The following is a 22,714-nucleotide window of genomic DNA, read 5'->3' on the forward strand; positions in this document are numbered from 1 at the left end:
CCGCGCCGGCGAGGCGGTGGCCGTGCCGGGCGGCCTCGGCGGGGGGCCGGCCGGCGAGGCGCGCCGCCATGTAGGCGGCCGCGAAGCTGTCGCCCGCCGCGGTGGTGTCGACGACCGAGGCGACGGGCGAGGCCGGCACGCTCACGTCGTCCCCGCCCGCGAGCACCCGCACGGCGGGGGGCGAGCCGCCGCCCTTCAGGACGATCTCGCAGCGGCCGCGGTGGCGCAGCACCTCCGCCTCGCCCTCCGGCCCGTAGAGCCAGTCGAGGTCTTCCGTGGAGGCGAAGATCAGGTCGGCCGCCGCCATCGCGGCGCGGAAAGCCTCCTGTGCCTTCGCCTTGTCGGGCCAGCCGCGGGGCCGGTAATTGGTGTCGAAGGCGACGCGCCCGCCCTTCGCCTGCACGGCCCGGCAGGTCTCGGCCAAGGCCGCCCGGCCGTCCTCGCCGTAGAGCGACAGGCTGATGCCGGAGGCGTAGACGAGGTCGTACCCGGCGAGCGCCGCCCGGGTCTCGGCGGCGCCGGGGCCGGAGAACAGGTCGCGGGCGGCCGCGCTGTCGCGCCAGTAGTGGAAGCTGCGCTCGCCGGATCCGTCGGTGCGGATGATGTAGAGCCCGGGCATCCGGCCCGGCAGGCGGCGCACCCGATCGGTGCCGATGCCCTCGGCCGCCCAGGCCGCCCGCATCTCCTCGCTCCACGGATCGTCGCCGAGCGCCGTCACGTAGTCGACCGCGACGCCGAGGCGGGCGAGATAGAGGGCGGTGTTCAGCGTATCGCCGCCGTAGCCGCGCAGCAGGCTGCCGTCGGGCCGCTCCGACAGCTCCATCATGCACTCGCCGATGCAGGCGACCCTCGTCGTCATCGTGTCCGTCCCCCTCCCGCGCGCGGACGGCGTTCCGTCCGGGTGGCGCATCGTCCGCGCCGGCATCCCCCTCCGCGCCTTCCCCTTTGGTGGGGGTGGCATCGGCGCGTCCGGGGCGGCCCGCGCCGCGTCCATCCCTTTCCCTAGAGCATCTCCGCCGGCGCTGGATACCGCTCGCGCCGCGAAAGTTGCGGCGCGATCAAGGGCCTGGGGCGGGGGAGCCCGGGCACATCCCCGGCCCCGGCGCGGCGAGGCTGCGGCATGCGCGAACGGTTTACCGTGTCGTAACGGCAGCAACCGCACGCAAGGTCAGCTATTGAACGATCCAGAGGAGACGCTAGAAGATGCACAACCTCGTCTGCCGGGACGAGGCGACAGGTCGTGTCCCCGCCGCAGCCGCGGGGGCGCGAGGAAGGGTTCGAAACAGCCAGGCTGCCGCTCACGACGGACATCCGGGTTCGCCAGAACCCCGCCCGTCTTACGGAGTTCGTTCCTCATGCCCGTCTATCGATTGCGCTCCATCGTCCGCGAACGCGGCAGGGTTCGTCCGCTGCACGACCTGCCGATCCAGGCGCCGACGGTGCGCCACGCCGCGGCGCGGGTGCTCGGGCGGGCCGACGAGATGTTCGGGGACCGGACCGGCGAGGCCTGGCTCGTCGCCGAGGACGGCGCCCGGGTCTGGAGCCTGAGCCTCGAGGCGGCGGAGGCGGAGATCGCCCGGGCCTGACCCAGGCTCGCGCGTCGTGTCGATCCTGCCTTGCTGAGGCCGCAGGGCGCGTGCATCGGGGCCGCCCCGCGGCCCGTTGCGAGCGTATCGACCCGATGAGAATCCTCCGTCTCGGCGCCCTGGCGGGTGCCGTGCTGGCCGCCACGCCGGCCGTCGCCGACTGGCGCTACTGCCTCGCCCGCGGGCCCGGCCGCACCGTGTACCTCTCGGCCCCGTTCTCCACCGTCGCGGCGATGCCGGTCCTCGACGCCGCCTTCGCGCAGATGCTCGACCGGACCCATCGCGCCCACGATCCCGTCCAGTGCCCGCGGGCCGAGGACGCCAAGGCCCTGCTGGCGATGCGGCTGACGGCGCTCCGCTACAACCGCGAGGACGGACAGCGGGTGGTCGAGGTCGACTGGACGCCGGAGCGCGAATCCGCCGCCAAACCGTAGAGCGACGCCACAGGGGCCTTGCCGCGGCGCGTTCGGCCAGCGCGCCGACCTCCGGCCGCCGGCACGGTCGAGCGCGTCGGGGAGGTCGGATCCGGGCGGCAGGGCCGTGCTGCCAGGATCCCGGCCCATCGTCGAATCACCCCCGTTCCCGGACGACTGCAGCGAAGCGGAAGGAGGTCCGGGATCCGGCACGACAAGCCGCGAAGCGTCCGGAGCGTCCGCGACGGTGCAGCATGCCAGCCGCTTCGCGGCACATTCTCCGCTGGATCCCGGATCTCCTTGCGCTGACGCTCCCGTCGTCCGGGAAAGGGCGTGAGATTTCATGGAACGCCCGCGTGTCAGATCCTGTTTGACCGATAGATACACTCTATCCCATCAGCAACCTCATCCTGAGGTGTTAGTCGATTGAAAATCGACTGACCTCGAAGGAGGGCTCCAGAAGTCTCCGAGATCACTGGATCCCTCCTTCGAGGCTCAGCGATCTTCGATCGCCCGCGATCTATGATCGCCAGCATCTCAGGATGAGGCGGAGGGTAGGATAGAAAACCCCCTCGCGATCGTGTCGTCGAAAGTCAAACAGGTTCTCAGACATCCACTTTCGTCGAGGTCGCCTGCCGTTGCGTGGCAACTGGCCGATGCCCTGGCTCTCTGATTTCGCCGCATCGTCCGCGACGAACCGGCACCCGAATCGTCGGAAAATGGTTCAGGCGGGGCCGCCCGCCCGCGCGGGGGAGAGGATGCGGTCGACGAGGCCCCATTCCAGCGCCTCCTCGGCCGTCATGAAGCGGTCGCGGTCCATGGCGCGCTCGAACTCCTCGTAGGACCGCCCGCAATGCTCGGCGTAGAGCCGCATGATGCGCTGCTTGGTGCGCAGGGTCTCGGCGGCATGGATGAGGATGTCGGATGCCTGCCCCTTGTACCCTCCCAGCGGCTGGTGGACGAGGATGCTGGCGTTGGGCAGCACGGCCCGCTCTCCGGGCTCGCCGGCCATGAGCAGGAACGAGCCCATCGAGTAGGCCGTCCCCATGCACAGCGTGTGCACCGGCGCCCGGATGTGGCGCATGGTGTCGTACATGGCAAAGCCGCTCGTCACGACGCCGCCCGGCGAGTTGATGTAGAGGTGGATCGGCCGGGTCGGGTTCTCCGCCTCCAGGAACAGGAGCTGGGCGCAGACCAGCGCCGAGACCGTGTCGTTCACCTCCCCGTTGAGGAAGACGATGCGCTCGCGCAGCAGGCGGGAGAAGATGTCGAAGGACCGCTCCCCGCGGCTGGACTGCTCGACGACCATGGGGACGAGTTGCATCGCGTCGCGCATCGGCGACCTCCGATCTTCCGGGAGGGGATCTTGGGGAACAGGATTTTGGGAAACAGGACCTTGGGAGCCTGAACCCGGGACGGGCCGCGTCAGGCGGCGCGCAGCACCGGGGCGTTGCCGTTCGCGGCGGCCGTCGTCAGCGGTGCGAACCGGGCATCCGTCAGGGCGTGGATGATGCGCAGGCAGGTGCCGCCCGTGTCGTTCGGGGCGATGCGGAACGTCACCGTGCTCTCGACGTGAGGCGGGACGGCCTCGCGCATCCGGTAGCTGACCTCGCGCCCGGGCGTGACGGCGACCGGCTCGGGCGCCGCCAGCGCCGCCCCGGGCAGCCAACGCTCCCGCAGCTCCGGGATGCTGAGCGCGCGCCAGACCTTCCCGGGCGGCTCGCTCAGCTCGTATTCCTGTTCGATGCCGGGGCCGGGCTCGTCGCGCGCCGCGTCGCTCATTGGTCCATCTCCTTCAGCACGGCCTCGAGCGCATCGACGCGGGCGGGCCAGTAGGCGCGGTACTTCGCTAGCCACTGCGCGATGAGCGCCAGCCCGGCCGGATCGACGTCGTAGTTCACGAAACGGCCCTGCCGCGCCTCGCGCACGAGCCCGGCGCCGCGCAGCACGGCGAGGTGCTGGGACATTGCCGGCTGGCTGATCGCCATGCCCTGGCGCAACGCGCTGGCGTTCATGCTCCCGGCCGCGAGCTTCTCGAAGATCGCGCGTCGGGTGGGGTCCGCCAGGGCCCGGAAGATGTCGTCCTCGACCATGGAAACAGATAAGCAGACGCTTATGTGAAGCGCAAGCCCGGAATGCGGGCAAGGCGCCGCGGGCACTCCTGCGGCGGTGGCCCGGGGCCGCGGATGCCGGGCAGCAGATGCGCCGCCGGCCGGGCGTCGGGACGCGGGCGCCCCCGCCCACCGCGTGCCGCTTCCGGCGGCCGGAATCCGTTCGAGGGCCCGGCTCCGCGCGCATGGCCGACTCGCACCCGGAGCGCTTCCCCACAAATCGTTAGCATCCTATCAATGAGGACGATCAACCAACCGCCGCGACGGCGAGGCGACCGGATGCGCCGCGACCTCCTGCAAGCCCTCACCCTCTCCCTGCTCCAGTCCGGCCGCGTCTGGCGCCGGGCCGCCGACGAGGTGGTGACCGCCTACGGGCTGACCGAGGCGACGGCGCTGCCGCTGCTGCTGATCGGGCGGCTCGGCGGCGACCTGCGCCAGACCGCGCTCGCGGACGCCCTCGGCGTCGAGGGGCCGAGCCTGGTGCGTCTCCTCGACCAGCTCGGCGAGGCCGGCCTCGTCACCCGCCGGGAGGATCCGACCGACCGCCGCGCCAAGGTGCTGGCGCTCACCCCGGAGGGGCAGGCCCGCGCCGCCGCCATCGAGGCCCGGTTCGAGAGCTTGCGCGAGGCGGTGTTCGGCGACCTCGGCGACGACGACCTGCGGGCGGCCCTGCGGGTCCTGCGTGCGCTCCAGGCCCAGGGTCCGAAGGGCACCTGCCCGCCTGCCGCCGGAGGGCGCGCCTGATGCTGCCCGGCTGGCGCCAGTGGCTGTTCGCCCTGAAGATCGCGGGCGCGGCCCTCCTCGCGCTCGGTCTCGCCCTGTGGCTCGACCTGCCGCGGCCCTACTGGGCGATGGCGACCGTCTACATCACCATGCAGCCGCTCTCCGGCGCCACCCGCTCGAAGGCGCTGTACCGGGTGATCGGCACGGTGGCGGGCGTCTCGATGGCGGTCGTGCTGGTGCCGCCCCTCGTCGACGCGCCCGAGATGCTGACCCTGGCGCTGGCGCTCTGGACCGCCGCCTGCCTCTACCTCTCGCTCCTCGACCGCTCGCCGCGGGCCTACCTGTTCATGCTCGCCGGCTACACCGCGGCGCTGATCGGCTTCCCGGCGGTGACGGCGCCCGACACCATCTTCGAGACCGCGGTGTCGCGGGCCGAGGAGATCACGCTCGGCATCCTCTGCGCCGCCCTGGTGGCGGGCCTCGTCCTGCCGGAATCCGTCGGGCCGGTGCTGGCGGCGCGGGTCGGGGCCTGGCTCGGCGAGACCGGGCGCTGGACCGCCGACGTGCTGTCGGGCGCCGTTGAGGCGCCGGCGGTCCGGGTCCGGCGCCTGCGCCTCGCGGCCGAAGCCGCGGAGATCGACGCGCTCGCCACACATCTCGCCTACGACGCCTCGGCGCAGAGCCGGGCGGTGCCGCTGGTCCAGCTCCTGCGCGGCCGGATGCTGATGCTGCTGCCGGTCCTCTCCTCCCTGGCCGACCGGATCGCGGCTTTGCGCGACCTCGCGGGCCTCGATCCGGCGGTGAAGGCGCTGCTGGCCGACGTCGCGACGTGGTCGGAGGCCGGCGCCCCGGCGACCGAGGCCGACGTGCTGCTCGCCCGCATCGCCGCCGCCGACGAATCCAGCCTCCCCTCGACCTCGCCCGGGTTCTGGACCGCGCTGGTGCGGGCGAGCCTCCTCGACCGCCTGCGCGAGCTGGTGGCGATCGGCCGCGACTGCCGGGCGCTGCAGGACGGCATCGCCCGCGGCGAGAGCGCGCCGCGCCGTGCCCTCGCCTACGCGGGCGAGTTCGGCGGACGCGCCCCGCGCCACCGCGACCACGGCATGGCCCTGCGCTCGGCCCTCGGCGTGTGTCTCGCCATCCTCGCCTGCGTGGCGGCCTGGATCGCCACCGCCTGGCCCGACGGCGCCACCGCGGCGATGATGGGGGCGGTCCTGTGCTGCCTCTTCGCCACCCAGGACGACCCGGCTCCGGCGATCCTGGGCTTTGCCACCTGGACGGCGGTCGCGGCGGCGGCGATCGGCGTGCTGCTGTTCGGCATCCTGCCGCAGGTCCACGACTTCGCCACCCTGGTGATGGTGCTGGCCCCGCCCCTGATCCTGTGCGGCCTCTTGATGACGATTCCCCGCACCATGCCGGTGGGGCTGGCGCTCGGGGTCAACGGCAACGCCCTCCTGGCGATCCAGGACCGCTACGCCTCGGAATTCGGCGCCTACGTCAACTCAGCCCTGGCGCTCGTCGTCGGCATCGTCCTCGCCGCGGTGGTGACCCGGCTGGTGCGCTCGGTCGGGGCCGAGCACGGTGCCCGCCGCCTCGTCGCGGCGAGCCGGGCCGACCTCGCCCGGGCGGCGCGCCGGCGCGGGCGGGGCGACCGGGCCGCCTTCGCCCACCTGATGCTCGACCGCCTCGGCCTCCTGGTGCCGCGGCTGGCCGCCGCCGGGCCCGACAGCGACCTGTCGCGGATCGACGCCCTGGCGGCGCTGCGGGTGGGCATGAACCTCGTTTCCCTGCGCCGGGCCCGCCACGGCCTGCCCCCCGGCGCGGTCGCGGCGCTGGACGCCGCCCTCGACGCGGTGGCGGAGCATTACGAGCGGCCGCGCGGCCCGGCCTGCGCGTCCCTGCTCGCCGTCATCGACGCGGCGCTTCTCGCGATCGGCGCCGTGGATACGGCCGAGGGTCGGCGCGAGGCGTTGCTCGGGCTCGCCGGCCTGCGCCGCGCGCTCTTTCCCGGGGCGCCGCCCGCCGGCGCCCCTCCTCTGCTCGCGAGGGAGGCCGCCTGATGGCCGACATCGACCTCTACGGCGTCTTCGTGCCGGCCCTGCTGGTCTGGGCGGTCGTCGCGCTCCTCGTCAACCTCGTCCTGCGCCGGCTGATCGGCGCGCTCGGGCTCTACCGCCTGGTCTGGCACCGGGCGCTGTTCGACCTCTGCCTCTACCTCGTGTGCCTCGGCGGCGTCGTCACGCTCGCCGGCCGCCTGACCTGAAGATTCGAGATCATGACCCGCGCGCTCGCCTTCCTCGGCCGCTTCGCCGTCACCGCCGCCCTGCTCGCCCTCGCCTTCGTCGTCGGGACGGCGCTCTGGGACTACTATCTCGAGGCCCCCTGGACCCGCGACGGGCGGGTGCGGGCCGAGGTGGTCGGCGTCGCCCCCGACGTCTCGGGGCTGGTGCGCGACGTCGAGGTGCACGACAACCAGGAGGTCAAGCGCGGCGACGTGCTCTTCCGCATCGACCCCGACCGCTTCGCCCTCGCGCTGCGCCAGGCCGAGGCCGTGGTGGCCGGCCGCAAGGCGAGCCTGGTCCAGGCCGAGGCCGACCTCGCCCGCTACCGCCAGCTCAGCGACAACGTCGTGTCGCAGCAGAAGCTCGAAGCCGCGCTCGCCACCGAGCAGAGCGCCCGGGCCGCCCACGACCAGGCGGTGGCCGACCGCGACCTCGCGAGGCTCAACCTCGCCCGCTCCGAGGTGCGCGCCTCGGTCGGCGGCCGGATCAGCAACCTCGAATTGCGTCCCGGCGCCTACGTGGCGGTCGGCAAGCCGGTGATGGCGCTCGTCGACGGCGAGACCCTGCACGTCCAGGGCTACTTCGAGGAGACGAAGCTCGGCCGCATCCACCCGGGCGACCCCGTCACCGTGCAGCTGATGGGCGAGGACCGGCCCATCACCGGCCGGGTCGAGAGCATCGCCGCCGGCATCGAGGACCGCGAGCGCGGGGCGAGCGCCAGCCTGCTCGCCAACGTCAACCCGACCTTCGCCTGGGTGCGCCTCGCCCAGCGCGTGCCGGTGCGGGTCGCCCTCGACCCCTCCGTCGATCGCGACCGCCTCACCGTCGGGCGCACCGCCACCGTGGTGGTCCATCCCGGCGGCGAGCGGCCGGAGGTCCGGCCCTTCCAGGGGCTGCGCCGGCTCTTCTAGGGGCTGCGCCGGCTCTTGCAGGGGCTGCGCCGGCCCGGGCAGGGCTGGGAGGCGCTGGAGACCCGCCTGGCGGCGGCCAGGAGCTAACGACCTCGATCGACGACCTCCCGGGTGTGGTACCGATAACACTTTCGCCCCGGCCGGGGCGGGATTATGGAGCGCCACCAGAACGCGAAGTTCGACGAGGCCGGGAGGAGGCCCCATGGCAGACCCACGACAGGACGCGTCCGGCGCCGGTGCGCTCGGCACCGCCACCGATGCCCTGGGCATCGGCACCGATGCTCTCGGCATCGGCACCATCAGGACGATCACCCTGCGGCTGATGCCGCTCCTCGGCCTGATGTACCTGATCGCCTACATCGATCGGCAGAACGTCTCGTACGCCAAGCTCCAGATGGTCGGCGACCTCGGGTTGAGCGAGGCGGCCTACGGCTTCGGCGCCTCGCTGTTCTTCCTCGCCTACTTCCTCTTCGAGGTGCCCTCGAACGTGATCCTGGAGCGGGTCGGCGCCCGGGTGTGGTTCACCCGCATCATGGCGACCTGGGGGATCATCACCATCCTGCTCGGCTTCTCGACCGGGCCGGTGATGTTCTACGTGCTGCGCTTCCTCCTGGGCGCGGCGGAGGCCGGGTTCTTCCCCGGCGTGCTTTACGCCCTTACCCTGTGGTTCCCGCAGGCCTATCGCGGCCGGATGGTCGGCTGGTTCATGATCGCGAGCGCGGTGGCCAACGCCGTCGGCGCGGCGATCGGCGGCGCGCTCCTCGACCTCGACGGGACGATGGGCTACCGCGGCTGGCAATGGGTGTTCATCGCCACCGGCGTGCCGGCGGTGCTGCTCGCCGCGGTGGTGTTCCTGATCCTGCCCGACCGGCCCGAGAAGGCGCCCTGGCTCGATGCCGGCCAGAAGAAGTGGCTCGCCGACACCCTGGCGCGGGAGGAGGGCGGGGCCACCCACACCGACCACGGCAACCCGTTTCGGGTGCTGGCCGACACCCGCGTGGTGCTGCTGGCGCTGCTCTACGTCGCCTTCCCGCTCGCCGCCTACGGCCTGAGCTACTGGCTGCCGACGGTGGTGAAGGGGTTCGGCGTCTCGAACACCATGAACGGCTTCATCAACATCATCCCGTGGATCTGCGTGGCGCTGGCCCTGTGGTGGGTGCCCCGGCACGCGGCGCGCACCGGAGAGACCACCTGGCACATCGCCGGCCCGGCGCTGGTCGGGGCGCTGGGGCTGATCCTCAGCGTGGTGCTGCCGGGCGACGCGGTGAAGTTCGCCTGCCTGTGCGTGGCCGCCGCCGGCATCTTCTCGGGCCAGCCGGTCTTCTGGTCGCTGCCCCCGACCTTCCTGCGCGGCGCCACCGCGGCGGCCGGCATCGCGATGATCAACTCGGTCGGCAACCTCGGCGGCTTCATCGCCCAGAACGTCGTGCCGTGGATCGGCGACGTCAGCGGCAGCAAGCTCGTGCCGATGCTGTTCCTCGCCGCCTGCCTCCTCGTCGGCGTCGTGATGGTCTTCGTGGTCCAGGGCATCCTGAAGCGCCGCACCCTCGCCGAGGCCGGGGGGCTCGCCCCGGTCCGGCGCTAAGCGCGACGATGATCCCTTTCGGGGCCGGATCCGGCTCCGAAAGGGATAATGCCTTCATCATCGAAGACCTGAGGCGCGGCCGCGCATCGCCCGCGTGACCTCCCGTCGGCGTCAGGCGAGGAACGCGACCCCCGCCAGCCCCGCCGCTAGCCCCCACAGCAGCAGGCAGGCCCGGCGGTACACGACCAGCGCCCGGGCGATGTCGTCGGCCGTAGCCTCGGCCCGGCCCGATCCCATCCAGGCATCCTCGACCCGCGTCGCGCCGTAGACCCGCGGGCCGGCGAGCCGCAGGCCGAGCGCCCCGGCCATCGCGGCTTCCGGCCAGCCGGCATTGGGCGAGCGGTGGCGGCCGGCATCGCGCCGCACCGCCGCCAGGGCCCCGCGGGCGGAGGCGCCCGGGGTCAGGGCGGCGGCGGCCGCGATGAGCCCGACCGTGAGGCGCGAGGCCGGCAGGTTGACGAGGTCGTCGAGGCGGGCGGCGGCCCAGCCGAAGGCCTCGTGCCGGGGCGTGCGGTGGCCGATCATGCTGTCAGCGGTGTTGATCGCCTTGTAGAGCGCCCCCCCGGGCAGGCCGCCCACCCCGAGCCAGACGGCCGGCGCCACGATGCCGTCGGAAAAGTTCTCCGCCAGGCTCTCGATCGCGGCGCGGCAGAGCGCGGCCTCGTCGAGGGTCTCCGGGTTGCGCCCGACGATCATCGCCACCGCGCGCCGCCCGCCGGACAACCCGTCGCGCTCCAGCTCCGCCGCCACCCGGGCGACGTGGTCGTGCAGGCTGCGCTGCGCCGGCAGGCTCGCGGCGAGGAGCGCGCAGGGGAGGAGGCCTGCCACGCCCAGCGCCCCGCAGGCGAGCGACAGGGCGAGCGCCGTCAGGCCCGTCGCCGCCAGCACCAGGACGAGGGCCAGCACGCCCGCGGCGCGCCGGCGGGGCGCAGAATCGCCCTCGCGGTTGAGGCGGCGGTCGAGGGCGGCGATCAGGGCGCCGATCCAGGTGACAGGGTGGCCGGCCAGCCTGTAGAGGCGGTCCGGGTAGCCGAGGGCGGCCTCGATCGCGAGGGCGAGGACGAGCAGCACGAGGCTGTCGGGCGGGTGCGTCAGGGCGGTCATCGCGAGGGGCGGACGGTTGGGCGGGATGGCGGACGAGACGGCGGACGGGGCGATCCGGCACGGGGGCGACCTTGGCGAGGCGAGCCTCCTGTTTCCGCGGGCCCCCGAGCCCTGGATCGACCTCTCGACCGGGATCAACCCGATCCCCTATCCGTGGCCGGCCCCGGAGGCCAGCGCCTTCACGCGGCTGCCGGCCAAGGCCGAGCTGGCCGCCCTCGAGGCCGCCGCGGCCGCGGCCTACGGCGCCCCGCCGGAGCGGGTCGTCGCGGCACCCGGCACGCAAGCCCTCATCGACCTGCTGCCGCGGCTGCGGCCTCCCGGCCGCGTCGTCGTGGTCGGCCCCACCTACGCCGAGCACGCGGCCGCCTGGGCCCGGGGCGGGCACGCCGTCGCGGCGGTCGCGGACCTGCGCGACATCGGCGAGGCGGACGTGGCCGTGGTGGTCACCCCCAACAACCCGGACGGCCGGGTGGTGCCCGTTTCGGACCTCGCGGCGGCCGCGGCCGGGCTCGCCGCGCGCGGCGGCTGGCTCGTGGTCGACGAGGCCTTCGCCGACCTCGAACCCGTCGAGAGCCTGTGCGGGGCGGTGCCGCCCGCCTGCCTGGTGCTGCGCTCGTTCGGGAAGACCTACGGGCTCGCCGGCCTGCGCCTCGGCTTCGCGGTGGCGGGCGAGCCGCTCGTCGGCCTCCTGCGCCGCGGGATCGGGCCCTGGGCGGTGTCGGGACCGGCGATCGCGGTCGGGCGGTGCGCCCTCGCGGACGCCGCCTGGCGGCACGAGGCGGTGGCGGCGCGCGGCCGGGACGCCGCCCGGCTCGACGCCCTGCTGGAGCGGGCCGGCGGCCGGATCGTCGGCGGCACGCGGCTGTTTCGCACCGCCGACTTTCCCGACGGGCCGGGCCTGTTCGACCGGCTCGGACGGGCCGGGATCTTCGTGCGCCGCTTCGAGGCCGCGCCGGCCCGCCTGCGCTTCGGCCTGCCGCCCGACGCCCAGGCTTGGAGCCGCCTCGCCGCCGCGCTCCGGGAGCGGTGAGGCGCCATTAAAAAGGCCGAAAACCACAGCATCCGGAAACCCTGGCCCTCGGGGTCACGAACGCGGCCGGCGCCGCACGGGAAAGCAGGCAGAATGGACGCGGACGAGGTCAAACGGCGCGACAGGCTCGGCAGCATGATCGCGTTCGCGCGGCGCACCGTGCCCGAGCTGCGCCGCAACGCCGAGACGGTCGAGCCGATCGCCCCCGCCGACGGACGCCGCCGGCTCCCGGCGCTGCTCAACCCGCTGCGCTGGACCCGCCTGCCGCTCGTGCCCGGCGAGGGAACCCAGAACCGCGTCCTGGCCCGGCTCCTGCGCAACATCGGCCTCTTCGTGCTGCTGCCGACGGCGGTGGTCGGGATCTACCTGTTCGCCTTCGCCGCCGACCAGTACGTGGTCGAGGCCCGCTTCGCCATCCGCGGCGAGGTCGAGCCGATGGGCAACGTCGCGCTCGGCGAGTTCTCCTCGCTGATCCAGAAAAACAACAGCCAGGACAGCTACATCGTCCAGGAGTACATCCAGAGCCAGCCGATGCTGGAGAGCGCCCAGAAAGAGCTGAATGTCGTGCGGATGTTCACCCGCGACGAGGCCGACTTCTGGACGCGCTATTCCGGCGACAAGCCGATCGAGGAGCTGCTGAAGTACTGGCGCAAGCGCGTCCAGGTCCATATCGACCTGATCTCGGGCGTGATGACCCTGACGGTCCGGGCCTTCACCCCGGACGACGCCCTGGCGATCGGCCAGCACGTCGTCGCCCGCGCCGAGGCGCTGATCAACGCGATCTCGTCGCGCGCCCAGCAGGACATGCTCAAGCACAGCAAGGACGATCTGGCGGCGACCGAGGAGCGGCTGCGCAAGGCCCACCTGGCTTTGCGCGAGTTCCGCAACCGCTGGGGCATCATCGATCCGGCGAAGTCGGCGGAGGCGACGATGACCACGCTGCTCTCCCTGCGCAAGGACAAGATCAAGTCGGAGAACGACCTCCAGGTGCTGCGCGGCTCCGGCCTCGACGAGAAGTCCCGCTCGATCCAGACCATCGTGGCGAGCCTCACCGCCACCAACCAGCAGATCAAGCAGCTCGAGGATACGCTGACCAGCGACGGCGTGGCGGTGGGCGGCAGGCCGGTGTCGGAGGCGATCCTCGAATACGAGGGTCTGATGGTCGAGCGCACCATCGCCGAGAAGCTGAACGACTCCGCCACCATGATGCTCGACCGCGCCCGGGTGGCGGCCAACCGCCAGCACGTCTACCTCGCGGTCTTCGTGCCGCCGACCCGGCCCGAGCTGTCCACCGTGCCGATGCGCGGCCACGCCCTGTTCGTGGCGTTCTTCGCCTTCGTGGTGATGTGGGGCTGCAGCAGCCTGCTCATCGCCGGCGTCAAGGACCACAACATGTAGGGCAGGGGCCCGGCACCCGCTCGACGCCCGGGGCTTCGGTCCGGGCGCGCGGCGTGCGATGAAGCGGGCCGTGGGCGCGACGGGTCGCGCCCGGCAGGCAAGGACGAGCAGCACCCCGATGTCCGATTTCACGGACCTGGTCGCCCGGGCGGTCTCCCCGGCGATGAGCCGCGAGGAGCGCGAGGCGGTCTACCAGGTGGTCAAGCAGGCGATGCGCCGGCTCCAGGAGCGCGAGAACCTCGCCCCCGACGAGCCCCGCGCCCTGCTCCAGTCCCACCTCGTCGAGGAGACGATCCGCGACGTCGAGGCGCTGGTCACCCGCTACCTCGCCCGCCAGACCATCCTGGAGGCCGAGCGCGCCAACGCGGCGGCGAACGCGGCGGCCGCGGCCGAGCCGCTCACGCCTCCTCGGTCAGACGCTTGAGCGAGGTCTGGAGCGCGTCGCCGCCGAGCAGCAGCGCGCGCGACAGGTCCGCCAGCGTCACCCAGCCGGTGACGCGCCCACCCGCGTCCCGCACCGGCAGGCGCCGGACGTGGTGGGCGGCCATCAGGTCGAGGGCGGTGCGCAGGGGATCGCCCTCGGCGCAGGACACGACCGGGCGCGACATCGCCTCGCTCACCCGGACCGCGCGCGGATCGAGCCCCTGGGCGACGACCCGGTAGAGGATGTCCCGGTCGGTGATCACCCCGTCGAGGGCGTCCACCGTGCCGACCGGCAGGGCGCCGACGTCGAGCTCGCCCATCAGCACCGCCGCCTCCGGGACCGGGGCGTCCCCGGCGATGAACTCCACGTCCCTGCTCATCACGTCCGCGACCGTCGCGCCCATCCGATCCCCCGTCTGCACGCTCCGGTAACCCGCGAAGGCGGCGGGCGGCTCCGCCGCGCCGCGGCGGGATCGGTCTCATGGTCCCGGGATCGGGTCCCCGGAGCCGTGATCCCACCCGGTACCCGACCGCGTGTCCCGCCAATCGGCCGCAGGCGTGAAATTTTGGCGACGACAGGGGAGCTTGGGCGAGGTCCGGCGCGTTCAGCCCACAGTCAGGCTTCTCGCCTCCGGGATCGTCGAACGCCCCCATGAACATGGAACTCACGTCCAAGCCCGCCCCGGCCGCCCCCTCGGCCTCGCCCCTCGTGCGGGCGAACCGCACCATCAGCGAGGGCCAGCCCTTCCCGCTCGGCGCCACCTGGGACGGCCTCGGCGTCAACTTCGCGCTGTTCTCCGCGCACGCCACCAAGGTCGAGCTGTGCCTGTTCGACGATTCCGGCGAGACCGAGATCGAGCGGATCGAGCTGCCCGAATACACCGACGAGGTCTGGCACGGGTACCTGCCCGACGCCCGCCCCGGCACGATCTACGGCTACCGCGTCCACGGCCCCTACGAGCCCGAGGCCGGCCACCGCTTCAACCCCAACAAGCTGCTCCTCGACCCCTACGCCAAGGCGCTGGTCGGTTCCGTGACCTGGAGCCCGGCGCTGTTCGGCTACGTGATGGAGAGCGGCGACGACACCACCTTCGACACCCGCGACAGCGCGCCCTTCACCCGCAAGTGCCGGGTGATCGACCCCGCCTTCACCTGGGGCCGCGACCAGAAGCCGAACGTGCCGTGGGACAAGACGGTCTTCTACGAGACCCACGTCAAGGGCTTCACCAAGCTGCACCCGGCGGTGCCCGAGCGCCTGCGCGGCACCTATGCGGGTCTCGGCACCCCCGAGGTGCTGGCCTATATCCGCAGCCTCGGCGTCACCTCGGTCGAGCTCCTGCCGGTCCACTCCTTCGTCAACGACAGCTACCTGCTCGAGAAGGATCTGGTGAACTACTGGGGGTACAACACCCTCTCGTTCTTCGCCCCCGCCCGCCGCTACGCCGCGGTGCCGGACTTCGCCTTCTCCGAGTTCAAGGAGATGGTGGCCCGCATGCACGGGGCCGGCCTCGAGGTGATCCTCGACGTGGTCTACAACCACACCGCCGAGGGTAACGAGAAGGGCCCGACCCTCTCGTTCAAGGGCATCGACAACGCCTCGTACTACCGGCTGCTGCCCGACCAGAAGCGCTACTACATCAACGACACCGGCACCGGGAACACCGTGAACCTCTCGCACCCGCGGGTGCTGCAGATGGTGACGGACTCGTTGCGCTACTGGGCGACCGAGATGCGGGTCGACGGCTTCCGCTTCGACCTCGCGACGATCCTCGGCCGCGAGCCCTACGGCTTCGACGAGGGCGGCGGCTTCCTCGATTCTTGCCGCCAGGATCCGGTGCTCTCCTCGGTCAAGCTGATCGCCGAGCCGTGGGATTGCGGCCCGGGCGGCTATCAGGTCGGCGGCTTCCCGCCCGGCTGGGCCGAGTGGAACGACCGCTTCCGCGACGAGGTCCGCGGCTACTGGAAGGGCGACGAGGGCCTGCTTCCGGCCCTCGCCTCCCGTCTCACCGGCTCGGCCGACAAGTTCAACAAGCGCGGCCGTCGCCCCTGGGCCTCGGTGAACTTCATCACCGCCCATGACGGCTTCACCCTCGCCGACACGGTCTCGTACAACGAGAAGCACAATGCGGCGAACGGCGAGGACAACCGCGACGGCCACTCGCACAACCTGTCCTACAATTACGGCGCCGAGGGACCGACCGACGACCCCGAGATCCGGGCCGTGCGGTTGCGCCAGATGCGCAACCTGCTCGCGACGCTGCTCCTGTCGCGCGGCACCCCGATGCTGCTTGCCGGCGACGAGTTCGCCCGCACCCAGCGCGGCAATAACAACGCCTACTGCCAGGACAACGAGATCTCCTGGATCGACTGGGAGGGGATCGGCGAGGACGAACGCGACCTCGCCGAGTTCACCCAGCGCCTCCTGATCCTGCGCAAGTCGCTGCCGATGCTGAGCCGCGGCCGGTTCCTCACCGGGGCCTACGACGCCGAGCTCGGCGTCAAGGACGTGAGCTGGCTCACGCCCTCGGGCACCGAGATGACTCCGGAGAACTGGAACGACGGCGGCGCCCGCGCGCTCGCAGTCGTCCTCGACGGGCGTGCGCAGTCGAGCGGCATCCACCGCCGCGGCGGCGAGGCGACCCTGATGCTGCTGTTCAACGCCCACCACGACGTGGTGGAGTTCACCCTGCCGGAGGTGGTCGGGGGCGATGCCTGGATGCGGGTGCTCGACACCAACCTGCCCGACACCCAGGACCTCGCCCGCTTCGCCGTCGGCGACACCTACGCGGTCACCGGCCGCTCGATGCTGATGTTCGTCCTGCGCCCGACGGGCCTGGACCACGCCAGCGAGACCTGGCGCTCCTACCAGCACGTCATCCAGGCCTTCGAGCGGGCGGAATCCGAGAGCGTCGCGTTCGGGTTGCCGCACGAGGGGTGACATCCGGGCGGGTCTGCCCACTTTGACAAGGCCCGATTCGTGCTTCGTCCACCGCTCCGGCGGCGGACGGGCATGGCCGGGGAACCTTTCGATGAGGCGTGGTGCCTCGGTCGGGGCCGGAGCGGCCCGGCCGGGGACGACGCGAGCGCGGAGTGCGGGCGGTGGCAAAGATCCTTCTCGTCGAGGACCACGAGGAAATCTGGGATTTCCTCTCCCGGCGGCTCAAGCGGCGGGGCTACGAGGTGGTGCTCGCCCATGACGGCGAGGAGGGCGTGATGAAGGCCCGCACCAGCCGGCCGGACATCATCCTGCTCGACATGAACCTGCCGGTGCTCGACGGCTGGTCGGCGGCGCGCGCGCTCAAGTCCGATGCCGACACCGCCCGGATCCCGATCATCGCGCTCACCGCCCACGCCATGTCGGGCGACCGCGAGAAGGTGATCCAGGCCGGCTGCGACGACTACCACCCGAAGCCGGTCGACTTCTCGAAGCTCCTGACCCAGATCGGCGCCGCCCTCGGCACGCCGGCCACACCGTAACGACAGAACTTCCGGCAGGTACGCGTTTGATGATCGACGATCCCGTGACGGCGCGCCGCCTGCGCGACGCGATGCCGGTGTTCACGGCGCTGGCCACCTGCTTGCTGGTGCTGGCCATCGGGGCGATCCTGTCCCTCGGGCGTGACGTGCTGATGCCGATCACGCTCGCGGTGCTGCTCAGCTTCGTGCTGGCGCCCGCGGTGCGGGGCCTGCAGCGCCGCCGCCTGCCGCGCTCGCTGGCCGTGCTGGTCGTGGTGCTGGCGACCTTCGGGGGCATCGGGGGGCTGGGCCTCCTGATCGCCAACGAGGCCTCGCAGCTCGCCTCCGACCTGCCGCGCTACACCGTGACGATGCGCGAGAAGATCGGGGCCCTGCGGGCGAACGCCGGCGGCGGCGCCACCCTGGAGCGGCTATTCAAGGCGGTGCAGGACCTGAGCCAGGACCTGCAGCCGCCCGAGCCCGCCAAGGCGCGGGGCCCCACGGATCCCGAGAAGCCGATGCTGGTCGAGGTGCGCGAGGCGAAGGCGGGGCTCCTCTCCACCCTCGGCAGCGTCGTGGCGCCGGTGCTGCACCCGCTCGCCACGGTCGGCCTGATCCTGCTCTTCACCCTGTTCTTCCTCGCCCAGCGCGAGGACCTGCGCAACCGCGCGATCCGGCTCGCCGGCTCGGGCGACCTGCGCGCCACCACGGCCGCCATGGACGACGCGGTGGCCCGCCTCTCGCGCTTCTTCCTCGCCCAGGCCGGGCTCAACCTCGCCTTCGGGGTGGTGGTGGCGGCGGGCCTGTGGGTCATCGGCGTGCCGAGCCCGATCCTGTGGGGCGTGCTCGCGGCGATCCTGCGCTTCGTGCCCTATATCGGCGCGGTCATCGGCATGGCCTTCCCGCTGCTGCTGGCGGCGGCCGTCGATCCGGGCTGGTCGATGCTGATCGCGACGCTCGTGCTGTTCGCGGTCGTCGAGCCGATCGCCGGCCACGTCGTCGAGCCCCTGCTCTACGGCCACTCGACCGGCCTGTCGCCGGTGGCGGTGATCCTGGCGGCGACCCTCTGGACCTTCCTGTGGGGACCGGTCGGCCTCGTGCTCGCCACCCCGATCACCGTCTGCCTGGTCGTGCTCGGCCGCCACGTCGAGCGCCTGACCTTCCTCGACGTGATGCTGGGCGACCGGCCGGCTCTGGCGCCCTCCGAGATCTTCTACCAGCGCATGCTCGCCGGCGACCCGCTCGAGGCGATCGACAAGGCCCGCCAGGTGCTGAAGGAGCGGGCGCTCGCGACCTACTACGACGAGATCGCGCTCGGCGGCCTGCGGCTCGCCCAGAACGACCGGGCGAGCGGGGCGCTCGCCGCCGACCGCCAGCAGGCGGTGGGGCAGGCGATCGAGACCGTGGTGACGACGCTCGGCGCCATGCCGGTGCCGAAGAAGGCCGCGTCCCTGCGCAGCGCCGAGACCGAGGCGGCGGTCGCCGCCCTCGGTCCAGACCGGGCCTCGACCGCGATCGTGCGCCGGCGCGAGGACCTGAGCCCGACCTGGCGCGGGACCGCGCCGGTCCTGGTGGTGGCGGCCCGCGGGCCGTTCGACGCCGCCGCCGCCGGCATGCTGGCCCAGGTGCTCGGGCGCCACGGCCTCAACGCCCGCACCACCAGCCAGGACGCGCTGAACAAGGGCGAACGGCCGGAGCTGGAGGGCGTCGCCCTGGTCTGCCTGTCCTACATCGAGCCGATCAGCACCTCGCACATCCGGCTCGCCGCCCGCCTCGCCCGGCGGGCGATTCCCGGCGTGCGGATCATGGTGGCGGTGTGGCGCGAGCGCGACGCGGCCGGGCGCGACCGCCTGCGCCGAGCCACCTCGGCCGACATCGTGGTCACCACGATCAGCGACGCCCTCGACGCCGCCCTGTCGCTCTCGGGCGCGGCGCCGGCCGATCGGGCCGGGCGCAAGGTGGCGTGAGCCCGGGCGGCCGCATCGTGAAGTCGATCGCGGATCGGGCGGGCGCCGGACGCAGTGTCCTTGACAAAACGTCCGGCGCGCCGAGGTTGTCGTAGCGGACGAGGCCGGTGAGCGGGAGTGTTGCGCGGGGTGCCCGCATCCTGCGCCGCGCCTTCCCCGGTGGAACGGGGTCATGCCCTGGTGGAGCATGGTCACGGCGAGCCGGCAACACCGCGCTCGACTGCACCGCAGCCTCGGCTCGACCGGTCCGGATTGCGGGGCGACGCCCGGTCGCGGTCGCCTCCGGGCGGCTTTTGCCGTTGTAGGGATCGGCCGGGTGTAGGATCCGGTGCAGGGCCAGGGATACGAGGCCGGGAGCCAGCGGAACGACGATGAGTGCGAAGCGAACGCCGACCGAACTCGGGACCCGGCCGACCGTGGCGGACGTGCCCACCGACGTCGCGGACCACCACAGCGACATCTTCTTCGCCGCCGTCGAGATGACGCGGATGCCGATGATCGTGACCGATCCGCGCCAGCCGGACAACCCGATCATCTTCGCCAACCAGGCCTTCCGGGCGATGACCGGCTACACGCCCGAGGAGCTGGTCGGTCGCAACTGCCGCTTCCTGCAGGGCCCCGAGACCGACCGCGAGACGGTGGCGGAGGTGCGCCGCGCCATCGCCGAGCGCAAGGAGATCGCCACCGAGATCCTGAACTACCGCAAGAACGGCTCGACGTTCTGGAACGCGCTGTTCGTCTCGCCGGTCTACGACCAGAAGGGCGACCTGGTCTATTTCTTCGGCTCGCAGCTCGACGTGTCGCGCCGGCGCGACGCCGAGGAGGCCCTGCGCCAGTCGCAGCAGATGGAGGCGCTGGGCCAGCTGACCGGCGGCATCGCGCACGACTTCAACAACCTGCTGCAGGTGGTGGTCGGCTACGTCGACATCCTGCATTCGGGCCTGCAGGACCCGGCGACCGACCCGCGCCGGATGGTGCGGGCGGTCGACAACATCCGCAACGCCGCCGAGCGCGCCACCACCCTGACCCAGCAGCTCCTCGCCTTCGCCCGCAAGCAGCGGCTCGACGGACGCTCGGTGAATCTCAACAACCTCGTCGAGGGCATGCGCGACCTCGCGATCCGCACCCTCGGGGACGAGATCGCGGTCGAGACCGAGCTGACCGACGGGCTCTGGAACGCCCGCATCGATCCGACCCAGACCGAGGTCGCGCTCCTCAACATCCTGGTCAACGCCCGCGACGCCCTGCCGGGCCGCGGCACGGTGACGATCCGCACCGAGAACCACGTCTTCGACGCCGACGAGCTGCCCTCCGGGCTGCCGCAGCCGGGGCGCTACGTCTCGGTCGCGGTCTCCGACACCGGCACCGGCATGCCGCCTGAGATCCTGGCCCGGGTGATGGAGCCGTTCTTCACCACCAAGGAGGAGGGGCGCGGCACGGGTCTCGGCCTCGCCATGGTGTACGGCTTCGCCAAGCAGTCCGGCGGGACGATCGTGATCGAGTCGCGCGCCGGCCACGGCACCACCGTGCGGCTCTACTTCCCGATGAGCGACAGCGACGAGCGCCCGGCGCCGGGCCCCGATACCCGCGGGGCGGGCCGCTCGGGCACCGAGACGATCCTGATCGTCGACGACCGGCGCGACGTCGCCGAGCTCGCCCGGGCGATCCTGCGCGATTTCGGCTACACCACCCTGCTCGCCACCGACGGGCGCCAGGCCCTCGAGCTCCTCGACGGCGGCGACAAGGTCGATCTCCTGTTCTCCGACCTGATCATGCCCGGCGGCATGAACGGCGTGATGCTCGCCCGCGAGGCGCGCCGCCGCCAGCCCCGCCTCAAGGTGCTGCTCACCACCGGCTACGCCGAGGCCTCGCTGGAGCGCACCGATGCCGGCGGCACCGAGTTCGAGATCATCAACAAGCCCTACCGCCGCATGGAGCTGGCGCGCCGGGTGCGAGCGGTGCTCGACGGGCCGACGGGGGTGACCTGAGCCCATTTAAAAAACCCGCCCGGGGCCGGACGGCCTCGGGCGGGTCGGGGCAGGCACGGGGCCGGACGGCCGGGCGCGAGGCCCGGCCGCCAGCGGCTCAGACCGCCATCGCGGTCTTCAGGTTCTCGTCGATCTTGTCGAGGAAGCCGGTGGTCGAGAGCCACTTCTGGTCGGGGCCGACCAGGAGCGCGAGGTCCTTGGTCATGAACCCGGCCTCGACGGTGTCGACGCAGACCTTCTCGAGGGTCTCGGCGAACTTGGCGAGGTCGGCGTTCGAGTCGAGCTTGGCGCGGTGCGACAGGCCGCGGGTCCAGGCGAAGATCGACGCGATCGAGTTGGTCGAGGTCTCCTTGCCCTTCTGGTGCTCGCGGTAGTGGCGGGTCACCGTGCCGTGGGCGGCCTCGGCCTCGACGGTCTGGCCGTCGGGGGTGAGCAGCACCGAGGTCATCAGGCCGAGCGAGCCGAAGCCCTGCGCCACGGTGTCCGACTGCACGTCGCCGTCGTAGTTCTTGCACGCCCAGACGTAGCCGCCCGACCACTTCAGGGCCGAGGCGACCATGTCGTCGATCAGGCGGTGCTCGTAGGTGATGCCGGCCGACTGGAACCGCGACTTGAACTCGGCCTCGTACACCTCCTCGAAGATGTCCTTGAACCGACCGTCATAGGCCTTCAGGATGGTGTTCTTGGTCGAGAGGTAGACCGGGAACTTGCGGGCCAGGCCATAGTTCATCGACGCGCGGGCGAAGTCGCGGATCGACTCGTCGAGGTTGTACATCGACAGGGCGACGCCGGCGCCCGGGAACTTGAACACCTCGCGCTCGATGACGGTGCCGTCGTCGCCCTCGAACTTGACCGTCATGCGGCCCTTGCCCGGCACCTTGAAGTCGGTGGCGCGGTACTGGTCGCCGTAGGCGTGGCGGCCCACCACGATCGGCTGGGTCCAGCCCGGCACCAGGCGCGGCACGTTCTTGCAGATGATCGGCTCGCGGAAGATCACGCCGCCGAGGATGTTGCGGATCGTGCCGTTCGGCGACTTCCACATCTCCTTGAGGTTGAACTCCTTCACCCGGGCCTCGTCCGGGGTGATGGTGGCGCACTTGACGCCGACGCCGTGCTTCTTGATCGCCTCGGCGGCCTCGATCGTCACCTTATCGTTGGTGGCGTCGCGATGCTCGACCCCGAGGTCGTAGTACTCGAGCGGGACATCGAGGTAGGGGTGGATCAGCTTGTCCTTGATGGACTGCCAGATGATCCGGGTCATCTCGTCGCCGTCGAGCTCGACGACGGGGTTCGCCACCTTGATCTTCGCCATGTCTGATCCAGCCTTCCGTGATCCGGGGGCCGTCCCCATGCCCGCGTTGGCTAAGCGGCCGGCCGTGGCGCGGTCATAGCGCGCTGCACAAACAGGGGGAAGCGCCGGGGCGGAAGACCTGTCGTCGGTCGGCATGAAAAAAAACCCCGGCGCGGGGGCACCGGGGTCGAAAGGAGGTCCGCCTTAACAACACGGATCGTGGCCGTTGGGTTCCCGCAAGCCGCCTGCCACTTCATTTCGGGCCCGGTTTCCGATATCGGTAAGCCGGGTCGAGCCCCGCGCGCCGGACCATGATCGAGAGCCTGCACCTCAAAAATTTCGGTCATTCGTCATTCGGGGTTGATGGACGAGAGGCGGGCTCGAAGCCCGCTTCGTCGTTTGGGGTTGATAGACGCCCAGGCCACAGGCAGGAAACAGCGTGAGGC

At 72.0% G+C, this 22,714-nt stretch carries 21 protein-coding genes; 14 read left to right on the forward strand and 7 right to left on the reverse strand.

Going from position 1 to position 22,714, the window contains the following annotated elements:
• Positions 1–859: sugar kinase (locus tag HPY23_RS03510; protein ID WP_200649559.1), on the reverse strand; the 859-nt coding region annotated here is incomplete at its 3' end.
• Between the two features lie 496 nt (positions 860–1,355).
• On the opposite strand from HPY23_RS03510, the gene HPY23_RS03515 reads away from it, so the two are divergent.
• A complete protein-coding gene (locus HPY23_RS03515) occupies positions 1,356–1,586 on the forward strand; it encodes a hypothetical protein (protein ID WP_060846960.1) in 231 nt (76 codons plus the stop codon).
• A 95-nt stretch (positions 1,587–1,681) separates the two neighbouring features.
• The gene (locus tag HPY23_RS03520; RefSeq protein WP_091881577.1) at positions 1,682–2,020 is read left to right on the forward strand and encodes a hypothetical protein; all 339 of its coding nucleotides are present in this window, start codon (positions 1,682–1,684) and stop codon (positions 2,018–2,020) included.
• 703 nt (positions 2,021–2,723) lie between these two features.
• Here HPY23_RS03520 and HPY23_RS03525 read toward each other — a convergent pair.
• From HPY23_RS03525 to HPY23_RS03535, 3 genes are all read right to left on the reverse strand, one after another.
• Complete coding sequence (locus HPY23_RS03525; protein ID WP_091881581.1) at positions 2,724–3,335, reverse strand: ATP-dependent Clp protease proteolytic subunit; 612 nt, start codon at positions 3,333–3,335, stop codon at positions 2,724–2,726.
• Positions 3,336–3,424: 89 nt separating this feature from the next.
• On the reverse strand, positions 3,425–3,781 hold the full coding sequence (locus HPY23_RS03530; protein WP_091881584.1) for an SRPBCC family protein: 357 nt from the start codon (positions 3,779–3,781) through the stop codon (positions 3,425–3,427).
• Complete coding sequence (locus HPY23_RS03535) at positions 3,778–4,092, reverse strand: ArsR/SmtB family transcription factor (RefSeq protein WP_060846964.1); 315 nt, start codon at positions 4,090–4,092, stop codon at positions 3,778–3,780. Before HPY23_RS03535 ends, HPY23_RS03530 begins: the two co-directional genes overlap by 4 nt.
• A 297-nt stretch (positions 4,093–4,389) precedes the next feature.
• Between HPY23_RS03535 and HPY23_RS03540 the strand changes: the two genes are divergently transcribed.
• From HPY23_RS03540 to HPY23_RS03560, 5 genes are all read left to right on the forward strand, one after another.
• Positions 4,390–4,854: a MarR family winged helix-turn-helix transcriptional regulator gene (locus HPY23_RS03540; RefSeq protein WP_060846965.1), complete on the forward strand. Its 465-nt coding sequence runs from the start codon at positions 4,390–4,392 to the stop codon at positions 4,852–4,854.
• Complete coding sequence (locus tag HPY23_RS03545; protein WP_236017623.1) at positions 4,854–6,893, forward strand: FUSC family protein; 2,040 nt, start codon at positions 4,854–4,856, stop codon at positions 6,891–6,893. The genes HPY23_RS03540 and HPY23_RS03545 overlap by 1 nt, the downstream gene beginning before the upstream one ends.
• On the forward strand, positions 6,893–7,096 hold the full coding sequence (locus HPY23_RS03550; RefSeq protein WP_091746708.1) for a DUF1656 domain-containing protein: 204 nt from the start codon (positions 6,893–6,895) through the stop codon (positions 7,094–7,096). The genes HPY23_RS03545 and HPY23_RS03550 overlap by 1 nt, the downstream gene beginning before the upstream one ends.
• A 12-nt stretch (positions 7,097–7,108) precedes the next feature.
• A complete protein-coding gene (locus HPY23_RS03555; RefSeq protein ID WP_060846968.1) occupies positions 7,109–8,026 on the forward strand; it encodes an efflux RND transporter periplasmic adaptor subunit in 918 nt (305 codons plus the stop codon).
• A gap of 322 nt (positions 8,027–8,348) precedes the next feature.
• Complete coding sequence (locus tag HPY23_RS03560; RefSeq protein WP_091882094.1) at positions 8,349–9,611, forward strand: MFS transporter; 1,263 nt, start codon at positions 8,349–8,351, stop codon at positions 9,609–9,611.
• Between the two features lie 111 nt (positions 9,612–9,722).
• On the opposite strand, the gene cbiB is transcribed toward HPY23_RS03560, so the two are convergent.
• Positions 9,723–10,715 (reverse strand): adenosylcobinamide-phosphate synthase CbiB, encoded by a 993-nt coding sequence (gene cbiB / locus HPY23_RS03565; protein ID WP_091881589.1) that lies wholly within the window; start codon positions 10,713–10,715, stop codon positions 9,723–9,725.
• 25 nt (positions 10,716–10,740) lie between these two features.
• On the opposite strand from cbiB, the gene cobD reads away from it, so the two are divergent.
• The 3 genes from cobD (at position 10,741) to HPY23_RS03580 (ending at position 13,567) form a co-directional block, all read left to right on the forward strand.
• On the forward strand, positions 10,741–11,745 hold the full coding sequence (gene cobD / locus HPY23_RS03570) for a threonine-phosphate decarboxylase CobD (RefSeq protein ID WP_175539834.1): 1,005 nt from the start codon (positions 10,741–10,743) through the stop codon (positions 11,743–11,745).
• A 93-nt stretch (positions 11,746–11,838) separates the two neighbouring features.
• On the forward strand, positions 11,839–13,143 hold the full coding sequence (locus HPY23_RS03575) for a KpsE/RkpR family capsule polysaccharide export protein (RefSeq protein ID WP_091881594.1): 1,305 nt from the start codon (positions 11,839–11,841) through the stop codon (positions 13,141–13,143).
• A gap of 118 nt (positions 13,144–13,261) precedes the next feature.
• Complete coding sequence (locus tag HPY23_RS03580; RefSeq protein ID WP_060846973.1) at positions 13,262–13,567, forward strand: hypothetical protein; 306 nt, start codon at positions 13,262–13,264, stop codon at positions 13,565–13,567.
• Here the strand turns inward: HPY23_RS03580 and HPY23_RS03585 are convergent.
• Positions 13,542–13,946: a CBS domain-containing protein gene (locus HPY23_RS03585; protein WP_091882097.1), complete on the reverse strand. Its 405-nt coding sequence runs from the start codon at positions 13,944–13,946 to the stop codon at positions 13,542–13,544. The two genes, HPY23_RS03580 and HPY23_RS03585, sit on opposite strands and share 26 nt — an antisense overlap.
• A 272-nt stretch (positions 13,947–14,218) precedes the next feature.
• Between HPY23_RS03585 and glgX the strand changes: the two genes are divergently transcribed.
• The 4 genes from glgX to HPY23_RS03605 all read left to right on the forward strand — a co-directional run bounded on the left by glgX (position 14,219) and on the right by HPY23_RS03605 (position 20,977).
• Positions 14,219–16,504, forward strand: a complete 2,286-nt coding sequence (glgX, locus tag HPY23_RS03590; RefSeq protein ID WP_413231089.1) for a glycogen debranching protein GlgX — start codon at positions 14,219–14,221, stop codon at positions 16,502–16,504.
• Positions 16,505–16,665: 161 nt separating this feature from the next.
• Positions 16,666–17,043: a response regulator gene (locus HPY23_RS03595; protein ID WP_060849333.1), complete on the forward strand. Its 378-nt coding sequence runs from the start codon at positions 16,666–16,668 to the stop codon at positions 17,041–17,043.
• A 29-nt stretch (positions 17,044–17,072) separates the two neighbouring features.
• Entirely contained in the window at positions 17,073–18,989 is a 1,917-nt protein-coding gene (locus tag HPY23_RS03600; RefSeq protein ID WP_091881597.1) for an AI-2E family transporter, read from the forward strand.
• Positions 18,990–19,360: 371 nt separating this feature from the next.
• Complete coding sequence (locus HPY23_RS03605) at positions 19,361–20,977, forward strand: hybrid sensor histidine kinase/response regulator (RefSeq protein WP_091881601.1); 1,617 nt, start codon at positions 19,361–19,363, stop codon at positions 20,975–20,977.
• A 97-nt stretch (positions 20,978–21,074) separates the two neighbouring features.
• Here HPY23_RS03605 and HPY23_RS03610 read toward each other — a convergent pair whose 3' ends face one another.
• Positions 21,075–22,289 (reverse strand): NADP-dependent isocitrate dehydrogenase, encoded by a 1,215-nt coding sequence (locus HPY23_RS03610; protein ID WP_058618808.1) that lies wholly within the window; start codon positions 22,287–22,289, stop codon positions 21,075–21,077.
• Positions 22,290–22,714: the final 425 nt, after the last annotated feature.

The sequence above is a fragment of the Methylobacterium ajmalii genome (genome assembly GCF_016613415.1).
In the GTDB taxonomy this organism is placed as follows: Bacteria; Pseudomonadota; Alphaproteobacteria; order Rhizobiales; family Beijerinckiaceae; genus Methylobacterium; species Methylobacterium ajmalii.